Below are 15894 nucleotides of genomic sequence, written 5' to 3' on the forward strand. Positions count from 1 at the left end.
ATCCTCACGCCGGTCACCGGGACGAAGGAACCTCCACCAAACCCCACTTCGGGACGTCCCGCACCGTGTAGAACGTCCCTGGTGCCGTCCTGAGACGAAGGGGGAGACTCATGCCGAACGAGAGACTACGAGCCGTCATGGCGGCCGGAGGCTGGACGTACGCGACCCTTGCCCAGGAAGTCGAGGTCGACCCCAAGTCGGTCGAGCGCTGGGTGAACCTCGGGCGCACCCCACGCCGTACCACAGCCCTCCAGGCGGCCAAGGCCCTGGGAGAAGACGTGCACGCACTCTGGCCGGCGCTCCGCCAAGCCCGCCCCGCCCGCGCCATCAGCCCCGAACTGGTCGCGCTCTACCAGCAGCGGGCCGACATCCCCGTCTCGGCGTTCACCGACCTGATGGCCCAGGCCCGGGAACGGATCGACATCCTCGTCTACGCGGCCGTCTTCCTCCAAGAGGCATACCCCCGGCTGAACGAACTCCTCACCGAACGTGCCGCCGAAGGCTGCACCGTCCGCATCGCGATCGGAGACGCCGACAGCGACAACATCCAAGCCCGCGGCCAGGAGGAGCGGTTCGGCCACGGCATCGAATCCCGCTGCCGCCTCGCCCTCATGCACTACAGGCCACTCGCCGGCACCCCCGGCATCGAGGTCCGCACCCACGAAACCACGCTCTACAACTCCCTCTACCGCGCCGACGACCAGCAACTCGTCAACGCCCACGTCTGGGGCGTCAACGCCTACGCCGCCCCCGTGTGGCATCTTCGCCGACACGAGACAGGCGGCATGTTCGACACCTATACCGAGAGCTTCGAAGCCGTGTGGGCGACGGCAACCCCCGTACGAGAGGAAGGCTGACCGTGGCCCGCACCGAGTACTACGACGACCCGAATGCGCCCAAGCCGAACAGCATGGTCGTCGCCGCATCCGCTGTCGTCACCGACGACCACGGCCGCATCCTCCTCCAGCGCCGCCGCGACAACGATCTATGGGCGCTGCCCGGCGGCGGCATGGACCTCACCGACTCCCTGCCCGGCACAGCCGTCCGCGAAGTCAAGGAAGAAACCGGCCTCGACATCGAGATCACCGGCCTGATCGGCACCTACACCGACCCGAAACACATCATCGCCTACACCGACGGCGAGGTGCGCCGCCAGTTCAACGTCTGCTTCACCGCCCGCATCACCGGCGGCCAGCTGGCAATCTCCGACGAGTCCACCGAACTCCGGTTCGTACCGCCCGAAGAGATCGAGCAGTTGCCGATGCACCACACCCAACGGCTCAGGCTCCAGCACTTCTTGGAACACCGCGAGAAGCCGTACCTGGGCTGAACCGGCTGACGGCAGTAGCTGACGGCAACAACCCCGCACAACCACGGACACCGACGCACATCACCGGACCGGCAAACCTCGTTTGACCTGCATAAAAGCAGGTAGAGGGGCTCGCGCAGCACACGTACTATGTGCTGGCGGGGCAGACTCCGGTTCTTGTTCACAACAGTAATTGCCCTACGAGTGCTGCGAATGGAGAGAAACTTCGTAGGCAGCTCGCGGAGGAGGCTGGTCAACTTCCGGGTATTCGCTCGGCAGATGACATCTTCGATACTCCGTCTGCCCTCAGGGGTGGAGTAACGCCCGATCAGGTCAAGCCGTTCTTTGCGGGTAAGTCGGGATGGCGGGAAGAAGGCCTGGGGCGCGGCAAGAACGCTGGAGGTGGATGGGTGATTCGCGAATACACGGGTCGAGGAGACCCGACCGGTCGGATGCTCAGGTGGAATCCTGGTGGTGGCCATCACGGCGAGGGCGCCTACTGGAGAGTCGTGGGCCCTGAAGGAGATCTGGGAGGGATCATTCGATGACCGGGGAGCGAAAGCTGGCCGACTTCCGGCGGTGGACTCTCGCTGTGTTGGACCTGCTCAGCGCAGAACCCGATCGTCAAGCTGCATATTTGCAGGCGTCAGGGGTGAGGGTGGATGAGATCCTGCTTCAGTTCGACGACGTGCTGCATGTAGCTCGTGCCAGAGTGGGCGATCGTTCGCTGAGCCATGAGGAATACCTCCTGCTTCAGTCGGTCAATGGGCTCGCGGATGCTGTAAGTGCCGGGCCTGAGTCGATTTGGACTGAACTCGCGCTCGAAGAAGCCGTCGAATGGCGAGAGCTTCGGGCTGCGGCGAGAACGGCGAAGGCGAGCCTTGAGAGGTCTTGGAGTCAGGATTTCGATAACTCACCGAAATCTCTTGATGGATGATTCGTGGCGAATCTGCTTAGCATTCGCCAGCGTGAGCAAGGGGCGTTTCGGTAGTTCGCTGGAATAGACAACAAGTGCCCCCACTGATTCACAGCAGTGGGGGCACTTGAGTCGTTTGACGGCAACGGTGACGGCAACGTCAGCGGACGACAGCTGCGGCGGGTGGGGCGTCAGGGTCGTCACCGGTCGGGCTGAGCGCTGCGCCGAGGGTGTCGATGGCCTGCCGCTGGAGGCGGAGTCGGACGTGGGCGTAGACGCCGGCGGTGACGCCGATGTGGGCGTGTCCGAGGAGTTCCTTGATGACGACGAGGTCCACGCCCTGCTCCAGGAGAAGGGTCGCCGTCGAGTGTCGGAGGTCGTGGAAGCGGATGCGTCGGAGTCCGGCCCGGTCGAGGAAGCTACGGAAGCGGCGGGTGAGGTTGGTGGGGTCGAGTGGCTTGCCCTTCGGGGTGGTGAAGACGAGCCCGTTGTCCGTCCAGCCGTTCCGGCCGACTGGCGTTCTTCCTGCTGTCGTTCCTGGTGGATCTTGAGGGAGTCGATGCACTCGGTGGGAAGGGCGATGCGGCGTTCGGAGGCGAGGGTCTTGGTGTGCAGGATGGTCAGGCCCTGGGTGCGGGTGCGCTGGAGGGAGCGGTGGATGGTAGCGGTGTCGCCATCGAGGCCGAGGTCTTCCCAGTGGAGGCCGAGGAGTTCGCCCTTGCGGAGTCCGGTGCGCAGGGCGAGTTCGTACAGGGCGTGCAGACGGTCGTCGGCAGCCGTCCGGAGGAACTGTCGGACTCCGGCGGTGAGGGCCTGGAAGCGTCTGGAGCGGGGCGTGGTCGTCTTGACGTTCCGGGCGATGTTGCGCGGCAGTTCGTCCTCGCGGACGGCGTGTTCCAGGGCTGACTTGAGGACGGAGTGGACGTACGTCACGGTCAGCGGCGACAGCGTCTTGCCGCAGCACTGACCGACGGCGCAGCACGACCGCCGGGACGTGTCCCGTTCCTGGATGCAGCACTGGCAGGTGGTGCGGAGCCCATCGAGGAAGGCGCGTACATCGCGTGCGGTGAGCCGTGCGAGCTTCTTCTTGCCGAGGCCGGGGATGAGGTGGAGGCGGACGCAGGCCGTGTAGCGGGTGTGGGTGTTCTCGCGGAGCTGGTGAACGGCGACGTTCTCCAGCCAGTACGTCAGGTACGCGGCCACGCTGCCCTGCCCGGAGGGGACGGAGAGGCCGCGGTTGCTGGCGGCGATCTTCTCGGTGAGCTTGGCCAGGGCCTCCTTCCTGGTGGTGCCGTAGACACGGATGCGTTTGCGGGTGTTGCCGGGGGCGAGGACGTATCCGGCGGCACCGCCCACGCCTACCACCGCCGTCGTCGGCCACCTCGCCCGGCGAGCGCCCGGCCTGCTGAGGATGCTGCGGCAGACCGACTCCGATCACGTCCTGCTCGACGGAACGCTCGCTGCATGCGACCGAGTCGGCGACAGCCGGGCCGACTTCTCCCAGAAGCACCGTCGCCACGGCGTGAACGTGCAGGTCGTGGCCGATCCCGCGGGCAAGCTGCTGTGGATCTCACCCGCACTGCCCGGCCGCACCCACGACCTGACCGCTGCCCGAACCCACCGCATCATCCGTATCTGCGAACGCCAGGGCGTTCCCGTCCTCGCAGACCGCGCCTACATCGGCGCCGACTCCTGGGTGATCACATCCATCAGGCGCCTCCCGCCCAAGGACCTCAACCCGACCCAGCGGACGATCAACCGGTCCCTGTCAGCGGCACGAGCACCCGTCGAACGAAGCATCGCAAGACTGAAGTCCTGGCGCATCTTCCGCCGGGCCCGCTGCAGCCCCAACCGCATGTCCGTCATCGCCGCCGTCGACCCCTACACGCCTACCTGCGCTGGCGCAACAACAACGTCTGCCACTCCGACGTCCTCGCCGCCCAACGCCGCGAACGCGCCCGCATCCGCAGCGAAAAGCACATCCGCTGGGGCGGCCGGCCTGTCACGAAGGCTGCCTGAGCAGCTACACCCGTTCCTGAAACACCCTGATCTCCGTCGGTGCGAGGGCTCGCACCGTTGCCCAAGCTGACTGCTCGGTCAGCTCGTGGGCCCACTCTTCGAGATCAGCTCCAGCACCGTGGAAGAACCACGAGTTGAAGCTCCCCAGGGCTTCCAGGGCGGGGTCGGATCTGAAACGGATCTCGCAGTGGACCTGTAGGTAATGGTCGAAATCACCATCCTCGCCGGAGACCTCGAACTGCCGCACAGGGTCCACCGTGAACGTCGGCGGACCGTCGAACGAGTAGGTCCCGTACTGGAAAAGGAGGCCATCGGCGTCAGGGGTGTCTGAGACGTCGAACAGCTGTCGACCGAAGCGAAGGAACGCTTCCCAGGCATCTTCGGCCCCAAGGCGGCCAACCGCCTGCTGCCCTGCTCGCAGCTCTACTTCCAGGAGCCCCGCGGCCTCGCCGATCGACAGCCTCCGCGTCATCCCGCCCTCCTTGATCGCAGCGGCTCAGCCTACTCAGCCCGGCGAAGGCTCCCGGTCAGAGCACTAGGTTCTGTCCGAGGCCGAGCAGGCCGTCGTCTGGCAGGCCATCCTCGATCACACCCCTTACAGCCTGGGACTTTCCAGGTCAGATGGGGACACGGCGGCTGACAGGCGAGCTGTTCTTCAAGCTGTACTGGATCCGCTCCACCGGACCCCGGGTGGGCAGGTACCTCAAACGCTGAAGACTGATCTTCCGGCGTCCGGACAAGCGGGCCGTCGGGTACTTCGACCGCAAGGTCCACCTGATCGCCGACCGGCACCCGGCCCATCGCTCGAAGACTGTCCGGGCCTGGCTCGCCGGCCACGAGGGCGAGATCGAGCTGAGCTTCCTGCCGTCGTGCTTACCCGAGCTGAATCCGGACGAGCTGGTCAACGCCGACCTCAAACGCAGCCCGCCCCGCACCCACCGGGCCAGGCACCAGGGCGAACCCACAGACACGGGCGGCGCCGAAAGCAGCTCAGGAGGGCAGTCACCGCACCCTGCTCCGCCCGCATCCGGGGCATGGGTCTGGCGGGCAAGCCGGATCTGATCCTGAACCGAATGGCCGATGTACGCGATCGCTTGGAGCGCAGGGAGCGGGCGAGTCGTCGTCCAGGAACCAAGCGTTCCCGGGACGCCTGACGGCAGGCGAGGGAGATCCTCGGAGAACCATGGCCCTCCGGGGATCTCTACCGACCCGGCCGGGACCAGGGAGCCGCGAGGCGTGGTCAGCGGCAGACGACCGGGTACGAACCGTCCTGCCCGTCCTCCTCGTCCCCCAGGTCGTCCCCGACGCCGAGATCGTCGTCGGCGGGTGTGGGCAGGCGTGCGCCGCGGCTCACCGCGATGCGGTGTACGTTGCCGAGTGCTTCGGTCAACCGGACCGCGAGCAGGTGCAGTTCGCCCGGAGTCCACTGCCGCTTGTCCAGGACCTGCGTGGCCTCCTGGAAGAGTTCCCCGGCCAGGCCGAGCTGGGTCGCCTCCATGGTGTCGGCGAGCCGGGACAGGTATCCGGCCCCGTCGCCTGCGAGGTAGCAGGGCTTGCCCTCGGGCCCGGTCCACGGCAGCAGGCGCAGTTGTCCGGTCCCGCTCGTCATGCCGTGATCTCCATTCCGTTGATCAGCCGGGGGCTGATGTCGATGCCGCGCGCTGCCAGTCGGAGCGTGCGGCGCCGACCTTGCCGTTTCTGTGCCTCCCGCTGCTCGTGTGCGGCCAGGTACGGGCGGACCAGCCCGATCTCCTCACCACGCAGTACCCGGGCGGCCGGTGCGCGAGCCGGACAGGCGGTCGGCGCCCCTACGGCAAGGCCGGCGGACGAGCGAACAGGTCTGCGGTGGCGGACCGGAGCGGGCCACAGCAGCCACAGCAGCCGCAGCAGCGGCTCGAAGACGTGGGCGATACAGTGCGGCATGTCGACGCTCCTTGTCAGCGTTGGCCACGCCCCCGGACCGTTCGCCCGGTCGCGGGGGTCCTGACGAGACGACAGCGTGCCGACCGGTGATGCGTCGCAGTTGCACCGAAGGGTGCAATTCCGCCCGCCGGAAATCCGCTATATCCCGACCCACTCCGCGTACTGCGACAACGAGCCGTTACGCGCCCGCTCCCGCCGCTTCAGCGCCAGCACGGTCTCTCGCACGGTCGGGTGGTAGCGGGTCTGCTGCGGGGCGATGCGCCGGGCCTGGTGGAGGCAGTCCAGCGCCTTGTCCGGGTGGCCCGCCCAGGCGTGGGCCCGGCCGAGGTCCATCCAGTGGTGCCCGGCCCGGGAACGGGTCCAGCCGCGCGGGATGCGCACGCTGTCCGCGAGTTCGATCGCACGCCCGAAGTCATCGGCATCCGAGGCGATCGCCACGGCATGCACACCGACGTTCACCGGCCCCCAGGTGACACCGAAGTCCGGCAACTCGCCCGTCGCCTGGGCCAGGGCACGGGCCTCGGCCAGGCGGGCGTCGGCGTGGTCCCGGTCCTTCATCCGGCCCGCGATGGTCGCAGCGCGCAGGTGCAGCATGCCCCGCATCGCCTCGATGCCCGCCGGGCGGCGTGACTCCTGGCCGTCGAGGTCCCGCAGCGCCCGGTCGACCACCCGCAGACCCACGTCGTACCGACCCGACGACAACGTGGTCTGCGCACGCAGAACGGCATGCATCGCGACCAGCCCCGGCTCGTCGGCACGCGGCGCGGTCCACGCCAGCCGGTCCAGCGCGACGGTCGCCAGATCGAGGAAGCCGAGCTTCCACGCCACGGTGAACACACACCGGAACGTCTCCGCCAGACATTCGTAGGCCAGCCGCTGCTCCTCCCCGGTACTGGTGTGCACGGCCTGCACCGACTCGTCGATCAACGCGGGCAGGTCGCGTGCCATGTTCATGTACTGCGCCTGACGGCGCTGCTCCAGAGCTCGCTGGACATCCGCCCAGATCAACGAGGCCGGACGAGGAGCCGTCTCCCAGTCCAGCGCGATGTCCCAGTTCTCCAGCCCCTCACGGATCGGCTGGATCAGGGCGTCCATGCGGTCGCGCCGCAATTCGTCGGCGTACGGCTGTCCCAGCAGGTCGGATGTGGAAACACCCAGCGCACGGGCACAGGCGGCGACAAGAGCCGGAGAAGCGGGCTTCTGCCCGCACTCGACCTTCGACAACAGCGACTTCGACAGGTGCGCCCGCATCGCCAGCCCCTGCTGCGTCAGGCCGCGCTGCTTCCGGACGCGGGCGATCCGAGTGCCGGTGTGCTCATCGATGCTCTGCGACACGGCCAACTCCGTTCTGCGGCAACACTCAGACGGTACCCCTGCCACAAGATCCCGGACCGGCCGAACAGTGATCACCTCGGCTGCCCGCAGGACCGCACCGCGCCGTCCCGACGCTTCGGACCACCCCTCTGCCGGACGACCAGCCGACGGACACGGCGCACCACCGAAGCGGGATGTGTCCGACAGCCGGCCGATCACAGGACCTGCCGACGTGCGCCGGCACCTGGCATCCCGGGCCGGTCATGCGCGACCCGTGCCGACGTCACCACCGCCCGGAGGATCCACGGCGCGCGTGTACGAGACATAACTCAGAGTGACGAACCCGGTGTCGACCGGTGAGAGCGCCCGTATGCTGGCCGTGTACCGCCTGTCGGGGGCCAGGCCTGCTGCCGGGCGGACGAGGAGGTGAGAGGCAATGGGCATTGCCGTCGACCACACAGGGCCCTGGACCGTCGCCGACGTCCTCGCCCTGCCCGAAGACCGCACCACGCGTTACGAACTGCTGGGGGAGTCCCTCGTGATGTCCCCCGCCCCCGGCATCCGCCACCAGCGGGTCTCGCTCCGCCTCGCCATGATCCTCCACGCGGAGGCCCAGGCCGCCAAGGCCCCGGTCGAGGTGCTGGAGGCCGTCAACGTCATCCTGCCCTCCGGTCTCGTCGTCCCCGATCTCGTGGTGACCGACGCCGGCGCGACCGCCGAGGACGGTGCCGGCGTCGACGCCGACGGCGTGCGGCTCGTGGTCGAGCTGGTCTCTCCCGGCAACCGCATGGTGGACCGCAAGTTCAAGCCGATGCTCTACGCGGAGGCGGCCATCCCGCACTTCTGGCGGCTCGAGTTCGACCCCGCGCCCATGCTCGTGGTCTACGAGCTGGAAAGCGGCCGGTACGTGGAGCGGACGACCGCACTCGCAGGCACGACCACTGACCTGGACGACCCGTTCCCGATCACCCTCGATCCTGCCGGACTCACTCGGCAGTAGCGAAGAGGCTGAAGAGGCTTCGGAAGCGGCGGGTGTGGTCGGCGGGGCCGAACGGCCTCGGCGCGGTTCGTCGGATCGTCGGCGTAGGGCCGCCCCGGCGGCTCGGGCGCGGAGGAACCCGGCGCCCGAGCGCAGGCGGCGACAAGAGGGGTGGGGCCCCGCGACGCATGGCGCACTGGTCTCTCCGGACCCTCAGCCGGAGAGGCGGGAAAGGCCGGAGAGGCCGGCGAACCCGACCCGCGCCACCCGCAGCCGGCCGCGCAGTGCGAGCCGCAGGTCGTGTACGCCCTCGGCGGTGAAGGCGGCGTCGAGGGTGGTGTAGTCGTACGGCCCCGAAGTGGGCGTGGAGGGCGTGTCGGGCGACAGCGACAGCGTCGCGAGGGGCGGGCCGCCGGCGAGGGAGACCTCCACCGTGCCCTCGCCCGCCGCCTCCACGGTCACCCGCGTCACGCCGGGGCCGAAGTCGCAGTGGCGGTAGAGGAGCTCGCCGGTGGTGTCGTCCGTCGCGGGGGTCACCGCGTCGCCCGACACCTTCGTGCGGTCCACGAGCGCGATGCCGCTGTGCTCGTCGAAGGAGGCCGCCTCCAGGCCGTGGGCGACGACGGGGCGCGGGGCGGCCGGTTCGCCGTCGAGGACGACCGTCTCCCGCAGCCGGACGTCCTCGCTGGAGGCCCCGGCCAGCAGCTCGTACGGGCCCGGCTCCCGCCGCCACCGGCCGTGCGCCGCGTCCCAGAACGCGAAGGACGACAGGGGGAGGGTGAAGGACAGGTCCGCGGACTCGCCGGGGGCGAGGGTGACGCGGCGGTGGGCCGCCAGTTCGCGGCGCGGGCGCGGCACCGACGGGTCCGCGGCCCGCGTGTAGAGCTGGGCGACCTCGTCGGCGGTGACGGTGCCGGTGTTGGTGACGGTGAAGGAGACGCGCACCGCCGTGTCGTCGGCGCGGGCGCGCAGGTCCGTGTAGGAGAACGTCGTGTACGACAGGCCGTGCCCGAAGGGGAACAGGGGGGTGCCGTCGAAGTAGAGGTAGGTCTGGCGGCCGCCGATGACGTCGTAGTCGAGCAGGTCCGGCAGGTCGGCGTCGTCGGCGTACCAGGTCTGCGGCAGGCGCCCGGCGGGGGAGACGTCCCCGGCGAGCACCCGGGCCAGGGCGGTGCCCGCGGCCTGGCCGCCGTGCGCCGTCCACAGCACCGCCGGGAGCGCGGCCGGGTCGACGGCGTAGGGGTAGGCCGACACCAGCACCAGCGCCGTACGGGGGTTGGCGGTGCGGGCGGCGCGCAGCAGGCGCTCCTGGTGGGCGGGCAGGCGCAGCGTCGTGCGGTCCTCGGTCTCCCGGCCGTTGATGTGCGGGTCGTTGCCCGCCACGACCACGACGACGTCCGCCCCGGCCGCGGCCCGCGTCACCGCCTCCTCGCCGCGCTCGGCGACGACCACCTCGAAGACCTCGGGGACCTCGGGGTCCTGCGCCTCGGCAACCTTCACGCCGTCGGCGCCCACACAGACGTGCCGGCCCGTCCCGAGATGCCTGAGGAGGTGGCCGTCCTCGTGGGGCTCCAGGCGGAACGTCTCCTGCACCACCCAGCCGCCGGGCTGGTCGGCCGAGGCGCGTACGTAGCCGTCGTCGGCGACCGACAGGTAGCGGCCGTCGGGGGCGCGCAGGGTCAGGACGTCCTCGCCCCAGTCGACGAGGGCCAGTTCGGTGCCGGTGGCGTCGGTGGTGAGCGGGGGCAGGTCGGTGCGGCCGGAGAGCAGCGCCGGGTCGAGGGCGCCCTCGGCGCCGCGGGCCGCGCCGGGGTCGTCCTGGGCCGCCGGCACGTGCAGGAAGGTCCCGGCGGAGGTCTTGAGCCGGACCCGGTCCGCCCCCTCCGCGAGGACGACCCGCTCGGCGCCGAACCGCTCGGACAAGCCGTCCAGCGGGGTGGAGCGGTGGATGAGGGTGCCGCTGTACCAGTCGAGCTTGCACTCGTCGGCGAGCGGGCCGACGACGGCGATCCGGGCGTCAGGGGCCGGCGGCAGCAGGCCGTCGTTCTTGAGCAGGACGACCGCCTGCTCGGCGGCCTCCCGGGCGAGCGCGCGGTGCTCCGGGGTGTCGAAGGCGCCGTCCTCCTCGTACGCCCCGGGGCCGTCGAACTCGCCGAGGCGGAAGCGGACCGACAGCTGGCGGCGTACGGCCGTGTCGATGTCCGCCTCGGTCAGCAGGCCCTGCGCGAGGGCCCCGCGGACGCGTGCGGTGATCTTCGAGGAGTCCGTGCCGTGGTCGGTGAAGCTGTCCACGCCGGCCCGCAGCGCGGCGGCGGTCGCCTCCTCGTGGGTGTCGAAGTAGTGCTCGGAGTCGACCAGGTTGGACGGCGCCCCCGCGTCCGAGCAGACCAGCAGCTCCTGGTGGGTCCAGGCGCGCAGGTGCTCGCGCAGGTACGGCGAGACGTGGTTGGGGCGGCCGTTGACCAGGTTGTACGCCGGCATCACACCGGCCACCGCGCCCGCCTCGACCGTCTCGCGGAAGGCGCGCAGGTCGTACTCGTGCAGCACGCGCGGGCGGACGGAGGACGAGGAGGTGTCCCGGTCGGTCTCGTTGTTGTGGGCGAGCCAGTGCTTCAGGACGGGGGCCGTGCGCCAGTACACCGGGTGGTCGCCGCGCAGGCCGCGGGTGTAGGCGGTGGCGATGGCCGAGGTGAGCTTCGGGTCCTCGGAGTAGCCCTCCTCGTTGCGGCCCCACAGGGGGTGGCGCAGCAGGTTGACGGTGGGTGCCCAGACGTTGAGGCCGACGCGGTCGTCCCGGGCGCGCATCGCGCGGGCCTCCCGGGAGACCGCCTCGCCGACGCGCCGTACGAGGTCCTCGTTCCAGGTGGCGCCGAGGCCCACCGCCTGCGGGAAGACCGTCGCCGGGCCCATCCACGCCACGCCGTGCAGGGCCTCCTGGCCGGTGCGGAAGGCGGCGATGCCGAGCCGCTCCACGGCGGGCGTGAACTGGTGCAGGAACCCGATCTTCTCGTCGAGCGTGAGACGCGCCATCAGGTCGTCGATGCGCTTGCCGAACGGCAGGTGCGGATCCCGGAAGGGCGGCGCGGACGGCGTGGATGTGGACACGTGGGGTTCCCCTTGCGGTGGACTTGCGACGGATCGGCACGGCGCTTTCGAAGCGCTTCGATGCTGATGAGGTGTCACGGTCGTGTCAAGACACCGCGAGGTAACATCCTCCGTTTTTCCCCGTGTTGACGACTCCGTGGAGCGGCCCCGGAGCCCGGCGGGCGTTCGGCGAATCTTGCGGGCTCCCCTTGTGCGCCCCTGGGTGTTCACTTAACCTCGCTGCAACATCGAAGCGCTTCGACTACGAGAGTCCCCAGGACCGCGCCTCTCTTCACCTCTCTGAACCTCTCCTGCGCGGACCGCCTCAGCTCCGCCAAGGCCAGCCAAGCTCCGCCAAGCCAAGCCAAGCTCCGCCAAGCCCAGCCAAGCTCAGCCAGTTCCACTCGAGACACCGCAGCCGACGGCTCCACCGCCGGGTGTCCTGGTGCGCCATGAAGGGTTGACGCAATGACACCGAACGCCGCCTCCGGCCCCAGCCGGAGAAACTTCCTCGCCTCCTCCGCGGTCGCCGCCGCAGCGGTGGCGGGCGGAATGCCGCTGCTCGCCGCCTGCGGCGGATCCGACGGCGGCTCGCGGGAGGGCACCACGTCCGGCAAGGACGCCGAGAAGCTGCTGCCGGCGTACGTGGCCGGCAACGTGGTCACCCCGGACATCCCCAGCAGGAACGGTTCCGCGGTCGGCTTCACCGGCAAGCTGGACATCGCGGACCTGAAGACCTCGGTGCCCGAGAAGCTCGGCAAGGGCGGCAGGGTCACCGTCATGTCGCCGTTCTGGGGCTCCCCGCCCAAGGCCGGCAACGCCTACTACCGGGCGATGAACGACCTCATCGGCGTCGACGTGCGGTGGCAGAACCAGGACGGCAACACCTACGACCAGAAGCTCGGCGCGGTCCTCGCTTCCAGCAACGTCCCGGACGTGGTGGTCGTCCCCGGCTGGAACATGACGGGCAAGATCCCCAGCGCCATCATCAGCAAGTTCGCCGACCTCGGCCCCTACCTGTCCGGGGACGCGGTCAAGGAGTACCCCAACCTCGCGGCGATCCCGACGGACGCCTGGCAGCGCTCCATCTTCGGCGGCAAGCTGCGCGGCCTGCCCATGCCGTCCTCGTACGTCACCGGCATCGTGCCCCTGTACCGCCAGGACGTCTTCGAGAAGGAAGGGTACGAAGTACCCAAGTCCGCCGACGAGTTCCTGGCGCTGGCCAAGGAGATCACCAACGCCAGGGCCAAGCGCTGGGCCTGCCTGGACATGAAGTGGACCGCCTTCAACGCCTTCGGCGTGCTCTCCGGCGAGGAGAAGTCGCTCGGCTGGAACGAGGTCGACGGCAAGCTGGTCTACCGCATCGAGACCGAGGAGTACCTCGAAGCGCTGGAGTGGACCCGCAAGCTGTTCGCCGCCGGCGTCGTCCACCCCGACGCCGAGCTGGGCAAGAGCAACGCCGCCGACCCCGGGCCCAAGTTCGCCGCGGGCGAGTTCCTCATCTACAACCAGGACCTCTCGCAGTGGTGGAGCCGCACCGCCGAACAGGCCACGCAGAACCCGGACTTCAAGGTCTGGGGCATGGACATCTTCGGCCACGACGGCGGAGAGCCGAGGCTGTGGGCCAAGAACCCGGCCGGCATCTTCGCCTTCGTCAACAAGAAGGCCTCGAAGGACGTGATCCGTGACGTGCTGGCCGTCGCCAACGTCACCGCCGCGCCGTACGGCACCAAGGAATACATGATGACCAACTACGGCATCGAGGGCACCCACTACACCGTCAGGGACGGCGTGCCCACCAAGACCGACCAGGGCAACATCGACGTGATGAACGCCTACGTGATGATCGCCAGCCCCGCGGCGACCATCGCCCACCCCGACTTCCCCGAGGTCGCCAAGGGCCAGGTCGAGTGGCAGCAGCGGATGGGCGCCTTCACCCGGAAGTCGGCGTTCTACGGCATGCAGATCACCGAGCCCGCCCGCTGGACCAACCTCTCCAACGACTTCGAGCAGCTGGAGGACGACATCGTCCGCGGCCGCAAGAAGATCGGCGACATGCAGCAGGCCGTCTCCGACTGGCGGAGCAAGGGCGGCGACAAGCTGCGCGACTGGTACAAGAAGCTGCTCGACGAGAACGGTCCGGCGGCGAACTGACCGGCACCGAGGCAAGGAGAACGGCCGTGTCCCACAGCACGGTGCCTCGGAGCGGGACCGAGGCCGAAGCGACGAAGAAGACCCGGGGCGTGCCCGGGTCCCGGAAGCGGAAACCACCCGCCGGGAAACCACCCGCCGGGAAACCGCCCGCCGGGAAACTGAGCCTGAGACTCCGGTTCAAGCGCGACCGCGTGCTGCTGCTGATGACGCTGCCGGCCGTCCTGCTGGTCCTGCTCTTCAACTACGTGCCGATCCTCGGCAACGTCGTCGCCTTCCAGGAGTACGACCCCTACATCAGCGACAACGGGATCGTCTCCATCCTGAACAGCCCGTGGGTGGGCCTGGAGAACTTCCAGCGCATCTTCGAGGACTCCGCCTTCTGGAACGCGGTGCGGAACACGCTGGTGCTGTTCTTCCTCCAGCTCGTGCTGTTCTTCCCCATCCCCATCCTGCTCGCGCTGCTCATCAACAGCGTGATCAGGCCCCGGGTGCGGGCGGTCGCGCAGGCCGTCCTCTACCTGCCGCACTTCTTCTCCTGGGTGCTGGTCATCGCCGTCTTCCAGCAGCTCTTCGGCGGCGCCGGCATCCTCTCCCAGCTCCTGCGGCAGCACGGGTACGACGGGCTGGACCTCATGTCCGACCCGGGCACCTTCCCGTTCCTGCTCACCGCGCAGAGCGTGTGGAAGGACGCCGGCTGGGGGATCATCGTCTTCCTCGCCGCGCTGGCCTCGGTCAGCCCCGACCTGTACGAGGCCGCCGCGATGGACGGCGCCGGGCGCCGGCGCCGCATGTGGCACGTCACCCTGCCCGCGCTGCGCCCGGTGATCGCCCTGCTGCTGGTGCTGCGGGTCGGCGACGCCCTCACCGTCGGCTTCGAGCAGATCCTGCTCCAGCGCGACGCCGTCGGACCGGGGGCGGCGGAGGTGCTGGACACCTTCGTGTGGTGGAACGGCGTGCGCAACCAGGACTTCGGTTACGCGGCCGCCGCGGGGCTCGTCAAGGGCGTCGTCAGTCTCGGCCTGGTCCTGGCCGCGAACAAGGTGGCCCACCTCATGGGCGAGCAGGGGGTGTACAAGAAGTGACCGCCATGACCGACGAACCCGCGCGGCGGCCCGCCCGCAAGCCCGGCCGCTGGGCGGCTCCGCCCCGGCCGGTGTGGGAGGAGAAGCCCAGCCCGGCCGGAGTCGCCGGCAAGGGACTGGTGCTGGCCCTGGCCTGCCTGGCGATCCTGTTCCCGCTGTGGATCGTCGTCGTCACCAGCCTGTCCTCGCGCAGGACCATCGACGAGGCCGGCGGACTGGTGATCGTCCCCAAGGACATCACCTTCGTCGCCTACCAGGAACTGCTCAGTGGCGGCCAGGTCACCCGCGCCGCGATCATCAGCGTCGTCGTCACCCTCGTCGGCACGCTGTTCTCGATGGCGGTGTCGGTGCTGTGCGCCTACGGCCTGTCCCGCAGCGGCTCCCTCGGCCACCGCTGGCTGCTGATGGTGCTGCTGGCCACCATGTTCTTCAGCGCCGGTCTCATCCCCACCTACCTGCTGGTGCAGTCGCTGGGACTGACCGACAGCTACCTCGCGCTGATCCTGCCGAGCGCGGTCAGCGTCTTCAACATCCTGGTGCTGCGCGGCTTCTTCACGGGCATCTCCCAGGAGCTGACCGACAGCGCCCGCATCGACGGCGCCGGGGACTTCCGCATCCTGTGGCAGATCGTGATGCCGCTGTCCCGGGCGGTCCTGGCGGTGATCACCCTGTTCTACGCCGTCGGGTACTGGAGCGCCTGGTTCAACGCCTCCCTCTACCTGAACGACCAGGACATGATGCCCCTGCAGAACGTCATGATCCAGCTCGTGCAGAAGCAGGAGGCGCCGGTCGGTCTCGGCCAGGCGATCAAGACCGGTGAGCTGTCCGGCCTGGCCGTGCAGATGGCCGTCATGGTCATGGCCCTGCTGCCCGTCGCCGTCCTGTCGCCCTTCGTCCAGCGCCACTTCAAGAAGGGCATGCTCACCGGCGCGGTCAAGGGCTGACGCGCCGGGCCGGGCACCCCTCCCGCCCCGTCGCGGCCGGCCTGCACCTGACGGCGGCCGGCCGCGACGGTCCCACCGTCCCCGCCCGCTCCTCGCCCCTCTCTCCTCCGCCCCCCTTCCTCGCCTTCCTCGCCTTTCCCGCCCTCCGGGCCGCACAGAACGAGGTATGT

The 15894-nt window shown here is 69.4% G+C and carries 12 protein-coding genes and 4 pseudogenes; 10 read left to right on the top strand and 6 right to left on the bottom strand.

All coding sequences use genetic code 11. The annotated features are described in order from the left end of the window. The first annotated feature begins 110 nt into the window (after window positions 1-110). From ABZ340_RS21535 to ABZ340_RS21545, 3 genes are all read left to right on the top strand, one after another. A complete protein-coding gene (locus ABZ340_RS21535; protein WP_358783406.1) occupies window positions 111-857 on the top strand; it encodes an XRE family transcriptional regulator in 747 nt (248 codons plus the stop codon). A 2-nt stretch (window positions 858-859) separates the two neighbouring features. Further along, the gene (locus ABZ340_RS21540; protein WP_358783407.1) at window positions 860-1330 is read left to right on the top strand and encodes an NUDIX domain-containing protein; all 471 of its coding nucleotides are present in this window, start codon (window positions 860-862) and stop codon (window positions 1328-1330) included. A 523-nt stretch (window positions 1331-1853) separates the two neighbouring features. Beyond that, the gene (locus tag ABZ340_RS21545; protein ID WP_358783408.1) at window positions 1854-2246 is read left to right on the top strand and encodes a hypothetical protein; all 393 of its coding nucleotides are present in this window, start codon (window positions 1854-1856) and stop codon (window positions 2244-2246) included. Window positions 2247-2385: 139 nt separating this feature from the next. Here ABZ340_RS21545 and ABZ340_RS21550 read toward each other — a convergent pair. Then, window positions 2386-3572 (bottom strand): annotated as a pseudogene (locus ABZ340_RS21550) (tyrosine-type recombinase/integrase); the annotation flags it as partial. Between ABZ340_RS21550 and ABZ340_RS21555 the strand changes: the two are divergent. Both ABZ340_RS21555 and ABZ340_RS21560 read left to right on the top strand, forming a co-directional pair. After that, window positions 3537-4092 (top strand): annotated as a pseudogene (locus tag ABZ340_RS21555) (transposase family protein); the annotation flags it as partial. The pseudogenes ABZ340_RS21550 and ABZ340_RS21555 overlap by 36 nt on opposite strands. Window positions 4093-4094: 2 nt before the next feature. After that, window positions 4095-4244: pseudogene (locus tag ABZ340_RS21560) on the top strand (IS630 family transposase); the annotation flags it as partial. A 4-nt stretch (window positions 4245-4248) separates the two neighbouring features. On the opposite strand, the gene ABZ340_RS21565 reads toward ABZ340_RS21560, so the two are convergent. Continuing rightward, a complete protein-coding gene (locus tag ABZ340_RS21565; protein ID WP_358783409.1) occupies window positions 4249-4716 on the bottom strand; it encodes a hypothetical protein in 468 nt (155 codons plus the stop codon). Window positions 4717-4774: 58 nt separating this feature from the next. On the opposite strand from ABZ340_RS21565, the pseudogene ABZ340_RS21570 reads away from it, so the two are divergent. Then, window positions 4775-5204, top strand: a pseudogene (locus ABZ340_RS21570) (transposase); the annotation flags it as partial. Window positions 5205-5484: 280 nt separating this feature from the next. Here the strand turns inward: ABZ340_RS21570 and ABZ340_RS21575 are convergent. The 3 genes from ABZ340_RS21575 to ABZ340_RS21585 all read right to left on the bottom strand — a co-directional run bounded on the left by ABZ340_RS21575 (window position 5485) and on the right by ABZ340_RS21585 (window position 7502). After that, window positions 5485-5853, bottom strand: a complete 369-nt coding sequence (locus ABZ340_RS21575; RefSeq protein ID WP_358783410.1) for a hypothetical protein — start codon at window positions 5851-5853, stop codon at window positions 5485-5487. Beyond that, window positions 5850-6167, bottom strand: coding sequence for a hypothetical protein (locus ABZ340_RS21580; protein WP_358783411.1), 318 nt, complete (start codon window positions 6165-6167; stop codon window positions 5850-5852). Before ABZ340_RS21580 ends, ABZ340_RS21575 begins: the two co-directional genes overlap by 4 nt. Window positions 6168-6305: 138 nt before the next feature. After that, window positions 6306-7502, bottom strand: coding sequence for a helix-turn-helix transcriptional regulator (locus ABZ340_RS21585; RefSeq protein WP_358783412.1), 1197 nt, complete (start codon window positions 7500-7502; stop codon window positions 6306-6308). A gap of 415 nt (window positions 7503-7917) precedes the next feature. Here ABZ340_RS21585 and ABZ340_RS21590 point away from each other — a divergent pair, with 415 nt between their 5' ends. After that, window positions 7918-8481 (top strand): Uma2 family endonuclease, encoded by a 564-nt coding sequence (locus ABZ340_RS21590; RefSeq protein ID WP_358783413.1) that lies wholly within the window; start codon window positions 7918-7920, stop codon window positions 8479-8481. A 192-nt stretch (window positions 8482-8673) separates the two neighbouring features. Here the strand turns inward: ABZ340_RS21590 and ABZ340_RS21595 are convergent, their stop codons facing one another. Continuing rightward, the gene (locus ABZ340_RS21595; protein ID WP_358783414.1) at window positions 8674-11565 is read right to left on the bottom strand and encodes a glycoside hydrolase family 3 C-terminal domain-containing protein; all 2892 of its coding nucleotides are present in this window, start codon (window positions 11563-11565) and stop codon (window positions 8674-8676) included. 447 nt (window positions 11566-12012) lie between these two features. Here ABZ340_RS21595 and ABZ340_RS21600 point away from each other — a divergent pair, with 447 nt between their 5' ends. Genes ABZ340_RS21600 through ABZ340_RS21610 form a run of 3 tightly spaced genes read left to right on the top strand, consistent with a single transcriptional unit; the run spans window position 12013 to window position 15724 of the window. Beyond that, a complete protein-coding gene (locus ABZ340_RS21600) occupies window positions 12013-13698 on the top strand; it encodes an extracellular solute-binding protein (protein WP_358783415.1) in 1686 nt (561 codons plus the stop codon). Window positions 13699-13724: 26 nt separating this feature from the next. Then, window positions 13725-14780 (top strand): ABC transporter permease subunit, encoded by a 1056-nt coding sequence (locus ABZ340_RS21605; RefSeq protein WP_358783416.1) that lies wholly within the window; start codon window positions 13725-13727, stop codon window positions 14778-14780. Then, window positions 14777-15724 carry a carbohydrate ABC transporter permease gene (locus ABZ340_RS21610; protein WP_358783417.1) on the top strand — a complete coding sequence of 316 codons (948 nt, stop codon included), beginning with the start codon at window positions 14777-14779 and terminating at the stop codon, window positions 15722-15724. Before ABZ340_RS21605 ends, ABZ340_RS21610 begins: the two co-directional genes overlap by 4 nt. Window positions 15725-15894: the final 170 nt, after the last annotated feature.

The sequence above is a fragment of the Streptomyces sp. NPDC006134 genome, from assembly GCF_040628835.1.
Taxonomy (GTDB): Bacteria; Actinomycetota; Actinomycetes; order Streptomycetales; family Streptomycetaceae; genus Streptomyces.